Source organism: Arenimonas sp. (assembly GCF_047602345.1).
In the GTDB taxonomy this organism is placed as follows: domain Bacteria; phylum Pseudomonadota; class Gammaproteobacteria; order Xanthomonadales; family Xanthomonadaceae; genus Arenimonas.
In genome coordinates this window covers 327,434-344,598 of record NZ_JASGHN010000010.1, presented here as the reverse complement: position 1 = coordinate 344,598, position 17,165 = coordinate 327,434, and the positions used below count along the sequence as shown (strand labels likewise).

Annotated in this window: 15 protein-coding genes; 14 read left to right on the top strand and 1 reads right to left on the bottom strand. The window is 66.6% G+C overall.

Annotated elements, in window-relative coordinates:
- The first annotated feature begins 19 nt into the window (after window positions 1–19).
- From QM707_RS14435 to acs, 11 genes are all read left to right on the top strand, one after another.
- Window positions 20–2,962 carry a putative bifunctional diguanylate cyclase/phosphodiesterase gene (locus tag QM707_RS14435; RefSeq protein WP_415002577.1) on the top strand — a complete coding sequence of 981 codons (2,943 nt, stop codon included), beginning with the start codon at window positions 20–22 and terminating at the stop codon, window positions 2,960–2,962.
- A 79-nt stretch (window positions 2,963–3,041) separates the two neighbouring features.
- Entirely contained in the window at window positions 3,042–3,503 is a 462-nt protein-coding gene (locus tag QM707_RS14430; RefSeq protein ID WP_415002576.1) for a hypothetical protein, read from the top strand.
- A gap of 46 nt (window positions 3,504–3,549) precedes the next feature.
- Entirely contained in the window at window positions 3,550–4,185 is a 636-nt protein-coding gene (rsmG, locus tag QM707_RS14425) for a 16S rRNA (guanine(527)-N(7))-methyltransferase RsmG (protein WP_415002575.1), read from the top strand.
- Between the two features lie 106 nt (window positions 4,186–4,291).
- Window positions 4,292–5,071, top strand: coding sequence for a ParA family protein (locus tag QM707_RS14420; protein ID WP_415002574.1), 780 nt, complete (start codon window positions 4,292–4,294; stop codon window positions 5,069–5,071).
- Window positions 5,071–5,961, top strand: a complete 891-nt coding sequence (locus tag QM707_RS14415; protein ID WP_415002573.1) for a ParB/RepB/Spo0J family partition protein — start codon at window positions 5,071–5,073, stop codon at window positions 5,959–5,961. The genes QM707_RS14420 and QM707_RS14415 overlap by 1 nt, the downstream gene beginning before the upstream one ends.
- A 172-nt stretch (window positions 5,962–6,133) precedes the next feature.
- Entirely contained in the window at window positions 6,134–7,114 is a 981-nt protein-coding gene (locus QM707_RS14410) for an NAD-dependent epimerase/dehydratase family protein (RefSeq protein ID WP_415002572.1), read from the top strand.
- The gene (locus QM707_RS14405; protein WP_415002571.1) at window positions 7,111–7,833 is read left to right on the top strand and encodes a glycosyltransferase family 2 protein; all 723 of its coding nucleotides are present in this window, start codon (window positions 7,111–7,113) and stop codon (window positions 7,831–7,833) included. The genes QM707_RS14410 and QM707_RS14405 overlap by 4 nt, the downstream gene beginning before the upstream one ends.
- A gap of 4 nt (window positions 7,834–7,837) precedes the next feature.
- The gene (locus tag QM707_RS14400) at window positions 7,838–8,164 is read left to right on the top strand and encodes a lipid-A-disaccharide synthase N-terminal domain-containing protein (protein ID WP_415002570.1); all 327 of its coding nucleotides are present in this window, start codon (window positions 7,838–7,840) and stop codon (window positions 8,162–8,164) included.
- Window positions 8,165–8,807: 643 nt separating this feature from the next.
- Window positions 8,808–9,044 carry a 50S ribosomal protein L28 gene (gene rpmB, locus QM707_RS14395; protein WP_415002569.1) on the top strand — a complete coding sequence of 79 codons (237 nt, stop codon included), beginning with the start codon at window positions 8,808–8,810 and terminating at the stop codon, window positions 9,042–9,044.
- A 12-nt stretch (window positions 9,045–9,056) separates the two neighbouring features.
- Window positions 9,057–9,221, top strand: coding sequence for a 50S ribosomal protein L33 (gene rpmG / locus QM707_RS14390; protein ID WP_415002568.1), 165 nt, complete (start codon window positions 9,057–9,059; stop codon window positions 9,219–9,221).
- 142 nt (window positions 9,222–9,363) lie between these two features.
- A complete protein-coding gene (acs, locus tag QM707_RS14385; protein WP_415002567.1) occupies window positions 9,364–11,310 on the top strand; it encodes an acetate--CoA ligase in 1,947 nt (648 codons plus the stop codon).
- Between the two features lie 208 nt (window positions 11,311–11,518).
- Here acs and QM707_RS14380 read toward each other — a convergent pair whose 3' ends face one another.
- Complete coding sequence (locus QM707_RS14380) at window positions 11,519–12,703, bottom strand: fatty acid desaturase (RefSeq protein ID WP_415002566.1); 1,185 nt, start codon at window positions 12,701–12,703, stop codon at window positions 11,519–11,521.
- Between the two features lie 151 nt (window positions 12,704–12,854).
- Between QM707_RS14380 and mutM the strand changes: the two genes are divergently transcribed.
- The 3 genes from mutM to QM707_RS14365 all read left to right on the top strand — a co-directional run bounded on the left by mutM (window position 12,855) and on the right by QM707_RS14365 (window position 17,154).
- The gene (gene mutM, locus QM707_RS14375) at window positions 12,855–13,667 is read left to right on the top strand and encodes a bifunctional DNA-formamidopyrimidine glycosylase/DNA-(apurinic or apyrimidinic site) lyase (protein ID WP_415002565.1); all 813 of its coding nucleotides are present in this window, start codon (window positions 12,855–12,857) and stop codon (window positions 13,665–13,667) included.
- A 113-nt stretch (window positions 13,668–13,780) separates the two neighbouring features.
- Complete coding sequence (locus tag QM707_RS14370; RefSeq protein ID WP_415002564.1) at window positions 13,781–14,341, top strand: ECF-type sigma factor; 561 nt, start codon at window positions 13,781–13,783, stop codon at window positions 14,339–14,341.
- A gap of 8 nt (window positions 14,342–14,349) precedes the next feature.
- On the top strand, window positions 14,350–17,154 hold the full coding sequence (locus tag QM707_RS14365; protein WP_415002563.1) for a protein kinase domain-containing protein: 2,805 nt from the start codon (window positions 14,350–14,352) through the stop codon (window positions 17,152–17,154).
- Window positions 17,155–17,165: the final 11 nt, after the last annotated feature.

The window sequence follows — 17,165 nt, the reverse complement described above, 5'->3', positions numbered from 1 at the left end:
ATTGGTGAACAATCGGGTCATGGCCCTTCCGTCCAACTCCGCCTCGCTACGCGCCCACGACGGCTTCGTGCGCGCCCTGCTCGGGGCCAGCGACATGACGGTGTTGGCGCGCGTGGCGAGCGTGCATCTGCTCGAACTCGGTCATGACCAGGTGGACCTGGTCTGGAACCACCAGCCCAGCGACCCCGGCCAGCTGCATACCGGTGGTGACGAACCGTTGCCGACCGAATCGCGCCGCCTGCTCGACCGCGCGCGCGGCGAAGGCGGTACGGCCGAACGAAGCTTCGGCGACGGCAGCGTGCAACGCGCCCAGGTGCTGGCGCAGAACGCCGGCTTCTGGGCGGCGTTGATCAGCCGATTCCATCCCGATCGCGTCGATCGCGACTGGCAGGAATGCCTGCCGCCGCTGTCGCTGCGCGCGCAGTCCCTGCTGCATACGCAACGGCTGCAGGTGGACGTGGAGCGCCTGGCCACGGCCGAGCGCCTGCAGCGCGCGCTGTTCGCCATCAGCGATCTCGCCAGTTCCGACCAGAGCACCGACGAGGTGCTGCACGGCCTGCACCTGATCGTCGGCCGGCTGATGTACGCCGAGAACTTCTACATCGCGCGTTTCGATCCCGGACGCGAGACCTTGCGCTTCGTGTATTTCGCCGATAGCCACGACACCGACGTGCCCGATCCGGACCAGGACACGCCGGTCAGCGAGCTCGGCAATAGTTTGACTTTGGCGATGATCCGCTACGGCCGCCCGGCGCGCGGACCGTCCGCGTTGATCCGGCAGGAACTCGGCGTCGCCCGCGACGACCGCCTCGGCCCGGACAGCGAGGACTGGCTCGGCGTGCCGCTGCTGGAGGACGGACTCGTGCGCGGCGCCGTCGTCGTGCAGAGCTACGACCCGGCGGTGCGCTACAGCGAAGACGACCAGATTCTGCTCAACTACGTCGCCCAGCACATCCTCAACGCGTTGTCGCGGCGCGAAGCGCAGCAGGAGCTCGAACGCAAGGTCGAGGAGCGCACGCGCGAGCTGCGCCACGAGGTGAACGAGCGCCAGCGCGGCGAACGCCTGCAGCGCGCGCTGTATCGCATCGCCGAGGTGTCCGGCAGCAGCGCCAGCATCGACGCCTTCTACGCCAGCGTGCACGAGATCGTCGGCGAGTTGCTCGACGCGCGCAATTTCTACATCGCGCTGTTGAACGAAGCCGGCGATCAGCTCGAATTCGCCTATTCGGTCGACGAGCGCGACCAGCGCCAGCGCAGCCGCCCGCTCGGCCGCGGCCTGAGCGAATACGTGTTGCGCACGCGCGCGCCGCTGCTGACCGACCGCGCCGGCACCACGCGGCTGGAAGAAACCGGGGAAGTGAAGGTGGTCGGCACGAAGTCCATCTGCTGGCTCGGCGTGCCGCTGATGAGCGAGGGCAAGGCGATCGGCCTGATCGCGGTGCAGAGCTACACGCCCGACTACCTGTACACGCCGCGCGACGAAGAGCTGTTGAGCTTCGTCTCCTTCCATATCGCCAACGCGCTGGAGCGCCGCAAGGCCGACGAGACCCTGCGCCAGGCCTACGCCGACCTCGAGCAGCGCGTCGAAGCGCGTACGAGCGAGCTGGCCGACACCAACGTCGAACTGCGCAAGCAGATCTCGGTGCGCGAGCGCATCGAGTACCGGCTCAAGCACGAAGCCCTGCACGACGCCCTGACCGGCCTGCCGAACCGCAGCCAGCTGCTGGCGACCCTGGGGCTGGCGCTGAACCGCTATCGCAGCGAAGGCGGCGACGATTTCGCCGTGCTCTTCCTCGACCTCGACCGCTTCAAGGTCGTCAACGATTCGGTCGGCCATCTGGTCGGCGACGAACTGCTGAAGGAAGCGGCGCGCCGCATCGGCCGCTGCGTGCGCGAGCCCGATACGGTCGCGCGCCTGGGCGGCGACGAATTCGCCATCGTCATCGATCGCATCCAGGAACCCGGCGACGCGGTGATGGTGGCCGAGCGGGTGATCCGCAGCCTGTCCGAACCGATGCGCATCGCCGGCAAGGAGCTCTACACCTCGGCGAGCATCGGCATCGCGCTGGCCAATGGGCGTTATCGCAATCCGGAAGAACTGCTGCGCGACGCCGACGTGGCGATGTACCGCGCCAAGGCCGCCGGCCGCAACGCTTTCGCGCTGTTCGACGAACGCCTGCACGAGGATGCGCTGCGCCAGCTCGAACTCGAAGGCGATCTGCGCCGCGCGCTGCAGCGCCGCGAATTCGTGCCTTATTACCAGCCGATCGTTCGCCTCGCCGACGGCAACGTGATCGCCTACGAGGCGCTGATGCGCTGGCAGCATCCCGAACGCGGCCTGCTGTCGCCGATGGAATACCTGACGACGGCCGAAGAATCCGGCCTGCTCGAGCAGATCGACTGGCAGATCTACGAGCAGGTCTGCCGCGACCTGCCGCGCCTGCTCGGCGGCGTCGGCCATGTGACGCTGAACGTGTCGCCGCGGCATTTGCGCGCCACCGATTTCGATCGCCGCCTGCTTGCGCTGCTGCACGATTACCAGGTCAATCCGGCGCAGTTGCGCCTGGAAGTCACCGAGGGCGCGCTGCTGGAGAATCCCGAACAGGTGCGGCAATGCCTGTCGCGATTGCGCGAGGCGGGCCTGCACACCCTGCTCGACGATTTCGGTACCGGCTATTCGTCGCTGTCCTACCTGCACCGCTTCCCGCTGCACGGGCTGAAGGTGGATCGCAGTTTCGTCGCGGCATTGCGTTCCGGCGAGAGCGGCGGCAGTACGGCGATCGTGCGCGCGATCCGCCTGCTGGCCGACTCGCTGGGACTGGAAGTGATCGCCGAAGGCGTCGAGACGCAGGAACAACGCCAGCAATTGCGCCTGCTCGGCCTCAGCGCCGGACAGGGTTATCTGTTCGATCGGCCGCAGCCGCTGGGCGAGTTGTCGGCCAAACGCGCACTCGCCTCCTGATTCCTACGCGGCGTTAAGGCGGGCATTCACACCCGAATTGCGACTTGTCGCACGTTTTTCGCGCGCGGCCGGGAGAATGATGGCCTTCCCCCCAACGCTGGCGACGAAGATGGATTTCCTCGTAGCCCTGTCCCTGTTCATTGCGGCCGCCGCTTTGCTGGCGGCCGCAGGTCTGCGCCGCGTACCCGAGGGCAGTGCGCTCACCGTGCATCGTTTCGGCCGCTACCGGCGCACGCTGGGCAGTGGCTGGCGCTGGCTCTGCCCCGGACTCGAACGCGCCGGCGCCACCGTCGAACTGGCCGGACACCATCTGCACGTGCCCGCCGATGCTGCGCGCGGCGAAGCCGAGTTGTACTACCAGATCCTCGAGCCGGCATTGACCGGCGAAGCCCTGGACAGCGTCGACGACTGGGTGGCGGCGCAAACCCGCGAGGCCATCGCGCAGGCCGGCGCGTCTGCCGAAACCTTCAAGCAGGAAATGAATCGCCGGGTCGGGCGCCTCGGATTGCGCGTCGTGCGCTGCGCCCTGCATCCGGCCTGAACCCCGCGTCCTTGGCCCGGGCCGTCGCTGCGTGGACAATGCGGCGATGAACTCGCCGCTCGCCGAACTCAAGCCTGCGCTGGAATCGGGCCTGATCGCACTCGATCTCGCGCCCGCGCTGGCGCCACGACTGCTCTATTACCTGAGCCTGCTCGAACGCTGGAACAAGACCTACAACCTGACCGCGATCCGCGATCCGCGCGAGATGCTGGTCAAGCATCTGCTCGACTCCCTGGCGATGCACGCCTTCGTCGACGACCAGCGCCTGGCCGATCTCGGCACCGGCCCCGGCCTGCCCGGCATTCCGCTGGCCATCGCCAAGCCGCAGCTACGGGTGGCGCTGGTGGAAAGCAACGGCAAGAAGGCCCGCTTCCTGCGCGAGGCGGTCCGACAGCTCGGCTTGTCAAACGCGCGCGTGATCGAATCGCGGGCCGAAGCGGTGGACGAAGCCGGGCAGTACGACCTGATCACCGCCCGTGCCCTGGACCGGCTGGCGGGCATCGTGCGTGTGGGCGGGCATCTGCTGCGCCCCGGCGGACAGTTGTTGGCCATGAAGGCCGCCCGCGTGGACGAAGAGGTCGCCGAACTGCCGCCGGGCTGGCGCCTGCAGGCCGTGCATCCGCTCACGGTTCCCGGCCTGGACGCCGAGCGGCAGCTGGTCGTGGTCGCGCGCGAATCCTAGAGCGGCCATAATCCCCTTTCCTGCGTCCGTCCCTTCCGGTCGCGGGCGGTCCGGACCCGGGCCGCCGCGCGATGGAAAAGCGTCGACGCCATCGATCGAGGATTGCATGTCGCGCATCATCGCCATCGCCAACCAGAAGGGCGGAGTCGGCAAGACCACCACCGCGGTGAATCTCGCCGCCGCGCTGGCCGCCGCGCCACGCAAGGTGTTGCTGATCGACCTCGATCCGCAGGGCAACGCGACGATGGCCTCGGGCGTGGACAAGCGCGAGATCGGCGACTCGGCCTGCGAAGTGCTGCTCGGCGAAGCCGAAGCGCGCGCAGCGATCGTGCGCAGTCCGGAAGGCTACGACTTGTTGCCGACGAATATCGATCTGACCGCCGCGGAGATCCAGCTGATGGATCTTCCGGCGCGCGAGAACCGCCTGAAGGCCGCGCTCGAGCCGATCCGCGAGCAATACCAGTACATCCTGATCGATTGCCCGCCTTCGCTGTCGCTGCTGACGCTGAATGCGCTGGCCGCCGCCGATGGCGTCATCGTGCCGATGCAATGCGAATACTTCGCGCTCGAAGGCCTGTCGGCGCTGGTCAATACGATCGAGGCCCTGAAGCAGCGCCTGAACCCGTCGCTGCAGATCGAAGGCATCGTGCGAACGATGTTCGACGTGCGCAACAACTTGGCCAACGCGGTGTCGGGCGAACTGACCTCGCATTTCGGCGACAAGGTCTTCCGCTCGATCATCCCGCGCAACGTGCGCCTGGCCGAAGCCCCCAGCCACGGCCAGAGCATCGTCGGCTACGACCGCTCCTCGCGCGGCGGCATCGCCTACATGGGCCTGGCAGGCGAAGTGATCCGGCGCGAGAAGAAACACAAGGAGACCGCGTGATGGCGACCAAGAAGCGCGGCCTGGGGCGCGGGCTCGAAGCCCTGCTCGGCACCAGCAAGCCGGCCGCGGCCGCCGCCGAAGAAGTGCGCGGCGACAGCATGCGCACGCTGGAAATCGGCCTGCTGCATCCGGGTCGTTACCAGCCGCGCACCGGCATGGATCCGGAGCGTCTGACCGAACTGGCCGAATCGATCAAGGCGCAGGGCGTCATCCAGCCCATCGTCGTGCGCGAAACCGGCCGGCACAAATACGAAATCATCGCCGGCGAGCGGCGTTGGCGCGCCGCGCAGTTGGCCGGCCTGGCCGACGTGCCGGTGGTGGTGCGCGAAGTCGACGATCGCGCCGTCATCGCGATGGCGCTGATCGAGAACATCCAGCGCGAAGACCTCAATCCGCTGGAAGAAGCGCAGGCTCTGTCGCGATTGATCGACGAATTCGCATTGACGCACCAGCAGGCCGCCGAAGCGGTCGGCCGGTCGCGTGCGGCGGTATCGAACCTGCTGCGCCTGCTCGAACTGCCGGAAGAGATCCGCAAGCTGCTCGAACACAAGCGACTGGAAATGGGCCACGCGCGCGCCCTGCTGACCCTGGCGCCGGCTGCGGCGATCGCATTGGCGAATACCGCCGCCGAACAGGGGCTGTCGGTGCGCGAGGTCGAGCGCCGCGGCCAGCAACTGGCGCAGGGTCGCGTACCGACCAAGAGCGAACCGAAGCCGGCCAAGAAGGCCGATGCCGACATCGCCTCGCTCGAACGCGAACTCTCCGAACGACTCGGCGCCAAGGTGTCGGTGCAGCACGGGCGCGGCGGACGCGGCAAGCTCGTCATCGCCTACCACGGCCTGGAAACGCTCGACGGCATCCTCGAGAAGCTGCGCGGCGGTAGCCAGTAGGCGTAGCCTGTACGGCGATGATCCTCTTCAGAGCCCCGGTGCGCCGTAGCGAGCGAAGGCAGTGCGCCGGCGGTGGAGCGCAGGAAGCGCAGTGTATGTACAAATACATGAGCATTCCGAGCACCGCACGACGGTGCAATGCCGAGCGCAGCAGGCGAAGCGGGGTTCTGGCATGAGTATCCTGGTCACCGGTGCCGCCGGCTTCATCGGCGCCTATACGTGCAAGGCGCTGGCCGCGCGCGGCGAGAGCGTGGTCGGCCTCGACAACTACAACGACTATTACGACCCGCAGCTCAAGCGCGATCGCGTCGCAGCGCTTTGCCCGAACACCCGCATCGCCGAGATCGACGTCGCCGATGGCGAGGCCCTGCGCGCCTTGTTCGACGAAATCCGGCCCGATCGCGTCGTGCATCTCGCGGCCCAGGCCGGCGTGCGCTATTCGCTGCAGAATCCGCAAGCCTACGCGGCCAGCAATCTCGTCGGCTTCACCCATATCCTGGAAGCCTGCCGCCATCACGGCGTAAAGCATCTCGCTTACGCCTCGTCGAGCTCGGTGTACGGCGGCAACGCCAAGCCGCCGTTTTCGGAGGACCAGCGCGTCGACCAGCCGCTGTCCTACTACGCGGCTAGCAAGGCCGCGAACGAGCTGATGGCCTTCACCTACGCGCATCTCTACGGCCTGCCCAGCACGGGCCTGCGTTTCTTCACCGTCTACGGCCCCTGGGGCCGGCCCGACATGGCGCCGCTGCTGTTCTCGCGCGCGGTGCTCGCCGGGCGCCCGATCGACGTGTTCAACCACGGGAAGATGCGACGCGATTTCACCCATGTCGACGATATCGTCGCCGGCGTGATCGGCGCGCTCGACAATCCCTCGCAGGACGCCAAGCCGCACCGCGCCGCTCCTCATCGAGTATTCAACCTCGGCAACCACACGCCGGTCGAGCTCGAACATTTCATCGCCGTCATCGAACAGGCGGCTGGCCGGCCCGCGCAGAAGATCTACAAGGAACTTCAGCCCGGCGACATGGTCGAGACGATGGCGGACACCTCGCGCGCGAAGGCGGCCTTCGGCTTCGAGCCGCACACCGGCATCGAGGACGGCCTGCCGCCCGTCGTGCAGTGGTGCCGCGATTATTTCGGAAGCCAGGCATGAGCATCGAACTGTCCGTCGTCGTCCCCGTGTTCAACGAGCGCGACAACATCCCGCCCCTGGTCGGCGAGGTGGTGGCGGCGCTGCGCGGCCGGATTCCGTTCGAGATCGTCTACGTCAACGACCAGTCGAAGGACGACAGCCTCGATGTGCTGCGCGCCCTGAAGGCAACGACGCCGGAGTTGCGCGTGATCTCGCACCTGAAGCAGAGCGGGCAGAGCACGGCCGTGCGCACGGGCGTGAAGGCCGCGCGCGGCGCCTGGATCGCCACGCTCGACGGCGATGGCCAGAACGATCCTGCCGATATTCCGAAACTGCTGGACGCGCGCGACGCCGCCGATCCGGACGTGAAGCTATTCGCAGGCTGGCGCGTGAACCGCAAGGACACCGGCTCGAAGCGCTGGGCCTCGAAGTTCGCCAATGCGATCCGCTCGCGCCTGCTGCGCGACGAAACGCCCGATACCGGCTGCGGCATCAAGCTGTTCGATCGCGCGGTTTTTCTCGACTTGCCTTACTTCGATCACATGCACCGCTACTTGCCGGCGTTGGTGAAGCGCGCCGGCTGGCGTTCGGTGAGCGTGCCGGTGAACCATCGCGAGCGCACGGCCGGCGTGTCGAAGTACAACAACCTCGGCCGCGCCTGGGTCGGCCTGAAAGACCTGCGCGGCGTCGCCTGGCTGATCCAGCGCAGCAAGGTCACCGGCACGCAGGAGCTGGAGTGAGGCCATGAACGAGCAGATCGTCTGGCTCAGCGGTTTTGGCGTGCACATCACGCCGTGGAAACTGATCGGCCTCACCGGTGCGTTGATGTTCGGCGGCCGCTGGTTGATACAGTTCATCGCGTCGAAGCGTTACGGCAAACCGGTGATCCCGCGCGCGTTCTGGTACATGAGCATCGTCGGCAGCCTGATGACGCTGAGCTATTTCCTGTTCTCGTCGAAACAGGACGCCGTCGGCGTGCTGCAGAACCTGTTCCCCGCCTTCACGGCGACCTACAGCCTGTACCTCGACATCAAGCACCGCGGCTGGCATCGCGATCGCGCGGACCACTAGTCCGGCCTAATCCGCTCAATGTTGTAGGAGCGTTGCAAGTCGCAACTGTTCGGCTGCGCCGGGCAATGCCCTGCGGGCAGCAGGGCGTTTCTGGTCCCACTCGCCGGAATGCGGCGCAGGATGCGCGGCCCTAGAGCCGAACGCGCCCTAGAGCGAGCCGAGCATCGCAGTCGACCGCGGGGGAAAGGCCCGACTGTCCGAGCGCAGGGATGCGCGAGTTCGGGCCGGCCCGCGGGCGGCGAGAAGCGCAGGGTACGGCGAGAAAGGATTTCGAGCCGGCGAGTGTCGGGCGCAATGGTTTTGGGGCACCTTTTGCCGAAACAAAAGGTGCCGCCGCCCGCAGGGCAAAGCGATGGATTTCCGTAAATATTTGTTTTTTCAGGAAATCCACGAAGCCTGCTTGAGCAGGACCCCGCTTAGAGCCATTAAAAACCCCGCTAAGTCCTTGACCGGATTGACCAATCCCCCCATACTTCGCGGCTCGCTGCGCTCTGCCCTTGTGGCCTGGCCCTCCGGAAACGCGATTCCGGACCCTGGCGCGACGTGTTTTCCCCTCCTGCATCGCGTGCGCCGCGGCGAAACCGTTCGCGCAGGGCCGAATTCACCCGGGCCATGGGTGACAAAACCGATATCGAGGTACGTCATGAGCCGTATTTGCCAGGTAACCGGCAAGCGCGTGATGAGCGGTAACAACGTCTCGCACGCCAACAACCACACCCGCCGCACGTTCAACCCCAATGTTCACGACCGCCGCTTCTGGGTAGCCAGCGAAAACCGCTGGATCAAGCTGCGCGTCTCCGCCAATGGCCTGCGTACCATCGACAAGAACGGCATCGACGCCGTGCTCGCCGAAATGCGCGCCCGCGGCGAAAAGGTCTAAGGAGAAATCACCATGGCATCCAAGCGCGACAAGATCCGCATGATCTCCTCGGCCGGCACCGGTCACTTCTACACGACCGACAAGAACAAGAAGACGACGCCGAACAAGATGGAAATGCTCAAGTACGACCCGGTCGTACGCAAGCACGTCATGTACAAGGAAGGCAAAATCAAATAATCCGCCCGCGGATTGTTCGATGACGAAAAGCCCGCCCCTCGGCGGGCTTTTTGTTTGCGCGCGTTGCAGGGGACGGTCCGTTGCGCCCATGGATCGCGATTCCCGCCCCGGCTGCAGTAAAGTCGCAAGCGGAGGAACCGCCATGTCCCAGGAACTCTATCCCGTCGACCCCGCCGTCGCCGCCCATGCGCGCATCGATCGCGCCGCTTACGAACGCGACCATGCCCGTTCTGTGGCCGAGCCCGATGCGTTCTGGCGCGATGTGTCCAAGCGCATCGATTGGCTGAAAGCGCCGACGCAGATCCGCGACGTCAGTTTCGACAAGGACGATTTCCGCATCCGCTGGTACGGCGATGGCGAACTGAACGTCGCCGCGAATTGTCTCGACCGCCATCTGGCCGAACGCGGAGACAAGACGGCGATCGTGTTCGAGCCGGACGATCCGGCGGCGGCCGCGCAGCACATCAGCTATCGCGAGCTGCATGCCCGCGTTGGCCGCCTGGCCAATACCCTGCGCAATCTCGGCGTGGACAAGGGCGATCGCATCACCATCTACCTGCCGATGATCCCCGAGGCCGCCGTCGCGATGCTCGCCTGCGCACGCATTGGTGCAGTGCATTCGGTCGTGTTCGGTGGTTTCTCGCCCGATTCGCTCGCAGGACGCATCGCCGATTGCGGCAGCAAGCTGGTCATAACCGCCGACGAAGGCCGTCGCGGCGGCAAACCCGTGCCATTGAAGGCGAACGTGGACGAGGCCCTGCGCCGCCCGGGGACGACTTGCGTCGAGACCGTGCTCGTCGTACGCCATGTCGGCGCCGCGGTGCCGATGCAGATGCCACGCGACCGCTGGATGGAAGCCGTGGTCGAAGGCCAGCCGGACGACGCGCCGGCCGAACGCATGGGCGCCGAGGATCCGCTGTTCATCCTCTACACCTCGGGCAGCACCGGCAAACCGAAAGGCGTGCTGCATACCAGCGGCGGCTATCTCGTCTATGCCAGCTACACGCACGAGTGCGTGTTCGACCTGCGCGAAGACGACATCTACTGGTGCACGGCCGACGTGGGCTGGATCACCGGCCACAGCTATATCGTTTATGGCCCGCTGGCGAATGGCGCAACGACCTTGATGTTCGAAGGCGTACCGAACTTCCCCGACACCTCGCGCTTCTGGCAGGTCATCGACCAACACCAGGTCACGGTCTTCTACACCGCGCCGACGGCGATCCGTGCGCTGATGCGCGAAGGCGATGCGCCGGTGAAGAAGACCTCGCGAAAATCCTTGCGCCTTCTCGGCAGCGTCGGCGAACCGATCAATCCCGAGGCATGGCGTTGGTACTACGAGACGGTCGGCGATTCGCGTTGCCCCGTCGTCGATACCTGGTGGCAGACCGAAACCGGCGGCATATTGATTTCGCCGCTGCCCGGTGCGACCGATCTGAAACCGGGCTCGGCGACGAAGCCGCTGCCTGGCGTGCAACCGGCGCTGGTCGATGCACAGGGCGAACTGCTCGACGGCGAAGCCGAAGGCAATCTCGTACTACTCGATTCGTGGCCGGGCCAGATGCGTACGGTCTATGGCGACCATGCGCGTTTCATCGAGACTTATTTCAGTACCTATCCCGGCAAATATTTCACCGGCGACGGTTGCCGGCGCGATGCCGACGGTTACTACTGGATCACCGGGCGCGTCGACGACGTGATGAACGTCTCCGGCCATCGCATCGGCACGGCGGAAGTCGAAAGCGCGCTAGTGGCGCATGCCAAAGTCGCCGAAGCGGCGGTCGTCGGCTTCCCGCACGACATCAAGGGTCAGGGCATCTACGCCTACGTGACGCTCAATGCCGGCGAAACGGCGAGCGAAGAACTACGCAAGGAACTGGTGGCCTGGGTCCGCAAGGAAATCGGACCAATCGCCACGCCCGATCACCTGCAGTGGGCGCCGGGCCTGCCGAAAACGCGTTCGGGAAAGATCATGCGCCGCATCCTGCGCAAGATCGCCGAGAACCAACCGGATCAGTTGGGCGACATCTCGACGCTGGCCGATCCGGGCGTGGTGGAGTCGCTGCTGCGCGAACGGCGCAATACGTAGCCCGGATTGAGCGCGTAGCGCGAAACCCGGGGGTTGTCGCCGGCAAGCTGCCGACCGATTCGGCGATCGTAGCCCGGAACGTTCCATGAGCCGTAGGCTGGGCTGGCAAGCCCAGCTTATGTGCTGCAGGATTTCCGCGGCGATCGATCTCTTGAAGCAATGCTGGGCTTGTCAGCCCAGCCTACGAGCAACCTGATTTGCGACGCGATCAAACCCGCGCCGGTACCAGGGCGTAACCCTTCAGGCGAAACGAGAATTCTTCCAACGCGCGAATACCCGAGGCTTCGGCCTCGGCGCACCACTCACGCAGGGCCTCGAGCTTGGCTTCGGCGGCGGCGCTCTTGATCTCGTAGATGTCGAGCAGGCGCTGGCGGTACTGCATCAGTTGCACCAGTTGCGGGCGCTCGTCGATGAACTTCTGCATGCGCTCGCGATGCGCGTCGTCCAGCCAGCGGCCTTCGCTGCGCATCGCGCGGCGCAGGCGGCGCGGCAGTTCGCGCGCTTCGATCGCCAGCTGCGGCTTGAGCACGGTGGAGAAATAATCCGTCGCCACCTGCCAGCGGTGCGCCATCATCGCCTTCAGCGTTTCCGCATCCGGCACCGGGATGTTCGGACGCACGTCGAGCTCCGGCGCCACGCGCAACACCTTCGCCAAGCGCAATGTCTCGAGCACGCGAATCGCCGCCCAGCCGATGTCGAACTCGAAACGGCGCAGCGCGAACTTCGCCGAGCTCGGGAACGCGTGATGGTTATTGTGCAGCTCTTCGCCACCGACCCAGACGCCCCAGGGCAAGAGATTGGTCGAAGTGTCGTCGGTATCGAAGTTGCGATAGCCCCACCAATGGCCAAGGCCGTTGATGACGCCGGCGGCCCAGAACGGAATCCAGGCCATCTGCAGCGCCCACATCAGCAAGCCCGGCAAACCGAACAAGGCGACGTCGATCACCAGCATCGTGATCGGGCCGAAATTCGACCAGCGGCTGTAGACGTTTCGCTCCATCCAGTCGTCCGGCGTGCCGCGGCCGTACTTCTCCAACATGGCCTCGTCTTCGCGCGCATCCTGATACAACTCGACGCCGCGCCAGAGCACGCGGTTGATGCCGTAGAAACGCGGGCTGTGCGGATCTTCCGCGCTCTCGACCTTGGCGTGGTGCTTGCGATGCACGGCCACCCATTCCTTGGTGACCATGGCCATCGTCAGCCAGGCCCAGAAACGGAAGAAATGCGCGAGCACGGGATGGAAATCGACGCCGCGATGCGTCGCGCTGCGATGCAGGTACAGCGTGACGGTGAAGATGGTGGTCTGGATCAGGGCCAGGAACACCAAGGCCATCTGCCAATACTCGGCCTGGGTCAGGCCTCGGCTCAGCCAGCTGAGCAGGTCGGGGAACATGAACACTCCGGGGGACGACGCGTCGGGACGGATACATGATGCCCGGCGGCGCGGCGGGCGTCACGGGAATTAGTGGGGCCGAAGGACGAAGGTTCAAGCAAGAACGAGGTGGAAGGGCGACAATGAGGGCCGTACGCAAGCGCACGCTCCCATGCCCGAACTACCCGAAGTAGAAACCACGCGCCGCGGCCTGGCGCCGCATCTGGAAGGCCGGCGAATCACGGGCGTGACGCTGCGCCGCCGCGAATTGCGCTGGCCGATTCCAGCGCAGATCCGTCGCCTGTTGCCCGAGCAACGCATCCTCGGTGTGCGCCGGCGCGCGAAGTACCTGTTGCTCGATACCGAACCGGGCAGCGCGATCCTGCACCTGGGCATGACGGGCGTGTTGCGCGTATTGCCGGCCGCGACGCCGGTGGGCACGCACGATCATGTCGATCTCGCGCTCGATTCCGGGCGCGTGCTGCGCTTCAACGATCCGCGTCGCTTCGGCTGCCTGCTGTGGCAACCGCAAGGCCGGACGCATGAACTGCTGCGGGACCTCGGCCCCGAACCGCTGTCGGATGCGTTCGATGGCGATTATCTGTTCGCCCTGAGCCGCGGTCGCAAGGCGCCGGTGAAGAACTTCCTGATGGATCAGGGGATCGTCGTCGGTGTCGGCAACATCTACGCCGCCGAAGCCCTGTTCGCCGCCGGCATTTCGCCGCTGCGCGAGGCGGGCAGCGTCGGTCGCGCGCGTTACGAGCGGCTGGCGGTCGAGGTCAAACGCATCCTGGTCCATGCCATCGAACGCGGCGGCACGACCCTGCGCGATTTCCTCGCGCCCGATGGCGAGCCGGGCTACTTCGAACAGGAGTTGTTCGCCTACGGCCGCGAAGGCGAGCCCTGCAAGGTCTGCGGGCGGCGCCTGCGTGGCGACCGGCTGGGTGGCCGGGCGACCGCCTGGTGCGGGCGCTGCCAGACCTGAACCTGCCTGGCCTGAACCGGCGGTTTTCCGACCCTGAAACAGGCCGTTTTGCGATGGCTGTCGCGCAATCGGGCTATAGTGTGCAAAACCCGCGCAGACGGGACCGGGGAGTCATGAGCGAGACGGCCGAAATCACCCAGTGGCTGAGCGCGGCGCGTGAGGGCGACCGTGGCGCGCTCGATCGCGTGCTGTCCACGCTCTACCGCGAGCTGCACAGCATGGCCCGTCGCCAGCTCAACGGCCAGCACGGCCAGACGCTGGACGCCACCGGCCTGGTGCACGAGGCTTATTTGCGCCTGGTCGGCCGCGCCGATGCGCAGTTCGAAGACCGCGCGCATTTCTTCGCCTATGCCGCTTCGGCCATGCGCAGCGTGGTCGTCGACTACGCCCGCCAGCGCCTGGCGGTGAAACGCGGCGGCGACCTGCACCGCGTGACCGACCTGCCCGAAGACGTCGGCGGCGGCCTGAGGCTGGATGAAGAAATGCTCGGCCTCGACGTGGCGCTGAACCGCCTGGCCGAAGTGGACCAGCGCCTGGCGCAGGTGGTGGAGCTGCGCTACTTCGCCGGACTGTCCGAAACCGAGATCGCCGCCTTGCTCAAGCGATCCGAGCGCAGCGTTCGCCGCGACTGGCAGAAGGCCCGCCTCTACCTGCTCGCCTCGCTGCAGGGCTGAGGCCCCGAATGATCGGCGAGCGCTGGACCGAGCTGTCGCCTCTGCTGGACGAATTGCTGGAACTCAACGGCGAGGCGCGCAGCGACCGTCTGCGCCAGATCGAGGCGCGCGACCCGACGCTGGCGGCCGAGCTGAAGAAGTTGATCGCGCTGGAGGACGAGCGCCCCGATTTCATGGCGCATCCCGTCGTCGACGGTGCCGTGTTCGCGCCGCAGGCCGGCCAGGAGATCGGCCCTTACCGCCTGGTCGTACCGCTGGGCGAAGGCGGCATGGGCCAGGTCTGGTTGGCGGTGCGCGCCGACGGCCTGTACGAACGTCGCGTCGCGCTGAAACTGCTGCGTCCCGGTCTCGGCGACGCCGGCCTGCGCGCGCGCTTCACCCGCGAACGGCAGATCCTCGCGCGACTCGGCCACGCGCACATCGCTCGCCTGCTCGATGCCGGCATCAGCCAGGACGGCCAGCCCTACCTCGCGCTCGATTACATCCGCGGCGATCCGATCACGGCCTATGCGCGCACGCAGAACCTCGACGTGCCGACGCGGCTGGCGCTGTTCGCGCAGATCTGCGATGCCGTCAGCCACGCGCACGCCAACCTCGTCGTGCATCGCGATCTGAAGCCGTCGAACATCCTGGTCACGCCGGCCGGCGAGGTCTGCCTGCTCGATTTCGGCATCGCCAAGCTGCTCGACCAGGTAACCGACCCGGGCGTGGAGATCACCAAGACCGGTGGGCGCGCCTTCACCCTGCACTACGCCGCGCCGGAACAACTGCGCGGCGAACTGATCACGACGATGACCGACGTGTATGCGCTCGGCGTCGTGCTGTACGAATTGCTGACCGAACGCAAACCCTACGACGTCGAGCGCCAGAGCGATGCGGCCTGGGAAGAAGCCATCCTGCACGAGGAGGCCTTGAGGCCATCGTTGGCGGCGATGCGCCTGGCGAAAGAAAGCGGCTTGGCCAGCGATCGCCGGCGTGCGCGCGCCATCGCCGGCGACCTCGACAACATCGTGCTGAAAGCGCTGAACAAGGAGCCCGACCAGCGTTATCCCTCGGTGGAGGCGTTGGCGCAGGACTTGCGTCGCTATCGCGACGGCCAGCCTGTGCATGCTCGCGCGCAGAGCCTGGGTTATCGCATCCACAAATACCTGCACCGACATGCGCTCGGCATGGTGCTCTCGCTCGGCATCTGCCTCGTGCTCGCCGTGACGCTGGGCATCGTCGCCTGGCAGGCCAACCGTGCCTTCCAGGAAGCGGCGCGCGCGCAGGCGATGCAGGACTTCGTCATCGCCCTGTTCGAGAACACCGGCAACTCGCGCGGCAACCAGGGCCTGGACGTGCGCGCCCTGCTCGACACCGGCGTGCGTCGCGCCGATACCGAACTGACAACCCAACCCGTCGCGCGCGCGCAGCTGCTCGGGCTGATCGCGCGCCTGCGCGCCGGCCTCGGCGACGATCGCGAAGCGCTGCAATTGCTCGACCGCCAACAGGAGCTGCTGCGCATCCTCGGCCCGGAGGCGACCGATGGCATGCTGCTCGAATCGGCCGCCCTGCGCGGTCGCAGCCTGCGCGAACTCGGCCGCAGCCAGCAATGCCTGGACAGCATCGGCCATCTGCTGACGACCGCGCACGCCGCTACCGCAACCTATCCGTTGCAAGTCGCCGAGTACTTCAGCCAGCTCGGCCGCTGCCATCGCCAGCTCGAAGGCCAGGCCGTCGCGCGCGACCTGTTCGGCCAGGCGCTGCAATTGCGTCGTCTGCACAGCGACAATCTCGCGCTGCAAGCCGAAAGCCGCACCGATCTCGCCCTGCTGCTGCTCGATGCCAACAAGCCGCAGGAAGCGGAAAAGCAACTGCGCGAAGCCCTGGACCAGTTGCGCCAGGCCGGCGGCGAGCGCAATGCGCTGGGCGTCGATATCTGGCGTTACCTCGGCCACGCTTTCCGCCGGATGGACAATCGCCTCGAAGCCGAAGCCGCGTATCGACAGGCGCTCGACATCAGCCTGACGCGTTTCGGCGCCAGCCATCCGCGCACCGTCGTGGCCCAGGGTTACCTCGCCGAAACCCTGTCCTCCGCCGGCAAGCTGACCGAGGCGCAACGGCTGGTGGAACTTTCGCGCGAGGGACAACGCCTGCGCTGGGGCGACGACAGCAATTCGGTGGCGATCGTCGACGACCGCCTCGGCGCCCTTGCCCTGATGCGCGATCGCGCCGACGAAGCGGTGCCGGCCCTGAACAATGCGCAGCGCATCTGGCGCCAGCTCGATCGCGACAGCGAGTACCGCCACACCCTGTGCCAGAACGCCAACGCGCACATCGATCTCGGGCAGGCAGCCGCCGGCTGGAAGTTCGGCCGCGACTGTGTCGATGCGCTGATCACGGCGCGGACGGGCGATGCCGGCGTGCGCCTGTCGGAACTGGTGCAGTCTTCGCTCGATCGCGGCGACCGCAAGCAGGCGAGGGATTGGCTGGCCCTGTGGCCGGACGATCGCGGCGACAGCGCCGCCTTGTTGCTGGCGCGCGCGCGCGTCGAGCTCGAGGACGGCGGCGGCACCGCGATGGCGCGACTGGCGCAGCAACTGCGTTCTTCGGCCACGGCCGACCGGCGCTGGCGCTGGCAGGCGCTGGCCCTGCAGTCGGCGGCGGCCTGCCGGCAGGGCGCCGCCGTCAGCGGAACGATGAGCCTGAACGAAGCGATGGGCCTGGCGCACGATGCCGAGCCGGAGAACCTGCGCCTGCAGCGCCGCCTGCGTGCGATCGGCAATCCCTGTCTGGGCACGACCGGCACGGGCCGGCGCGGCATTCCGGACTGAGGCGCGAAGCG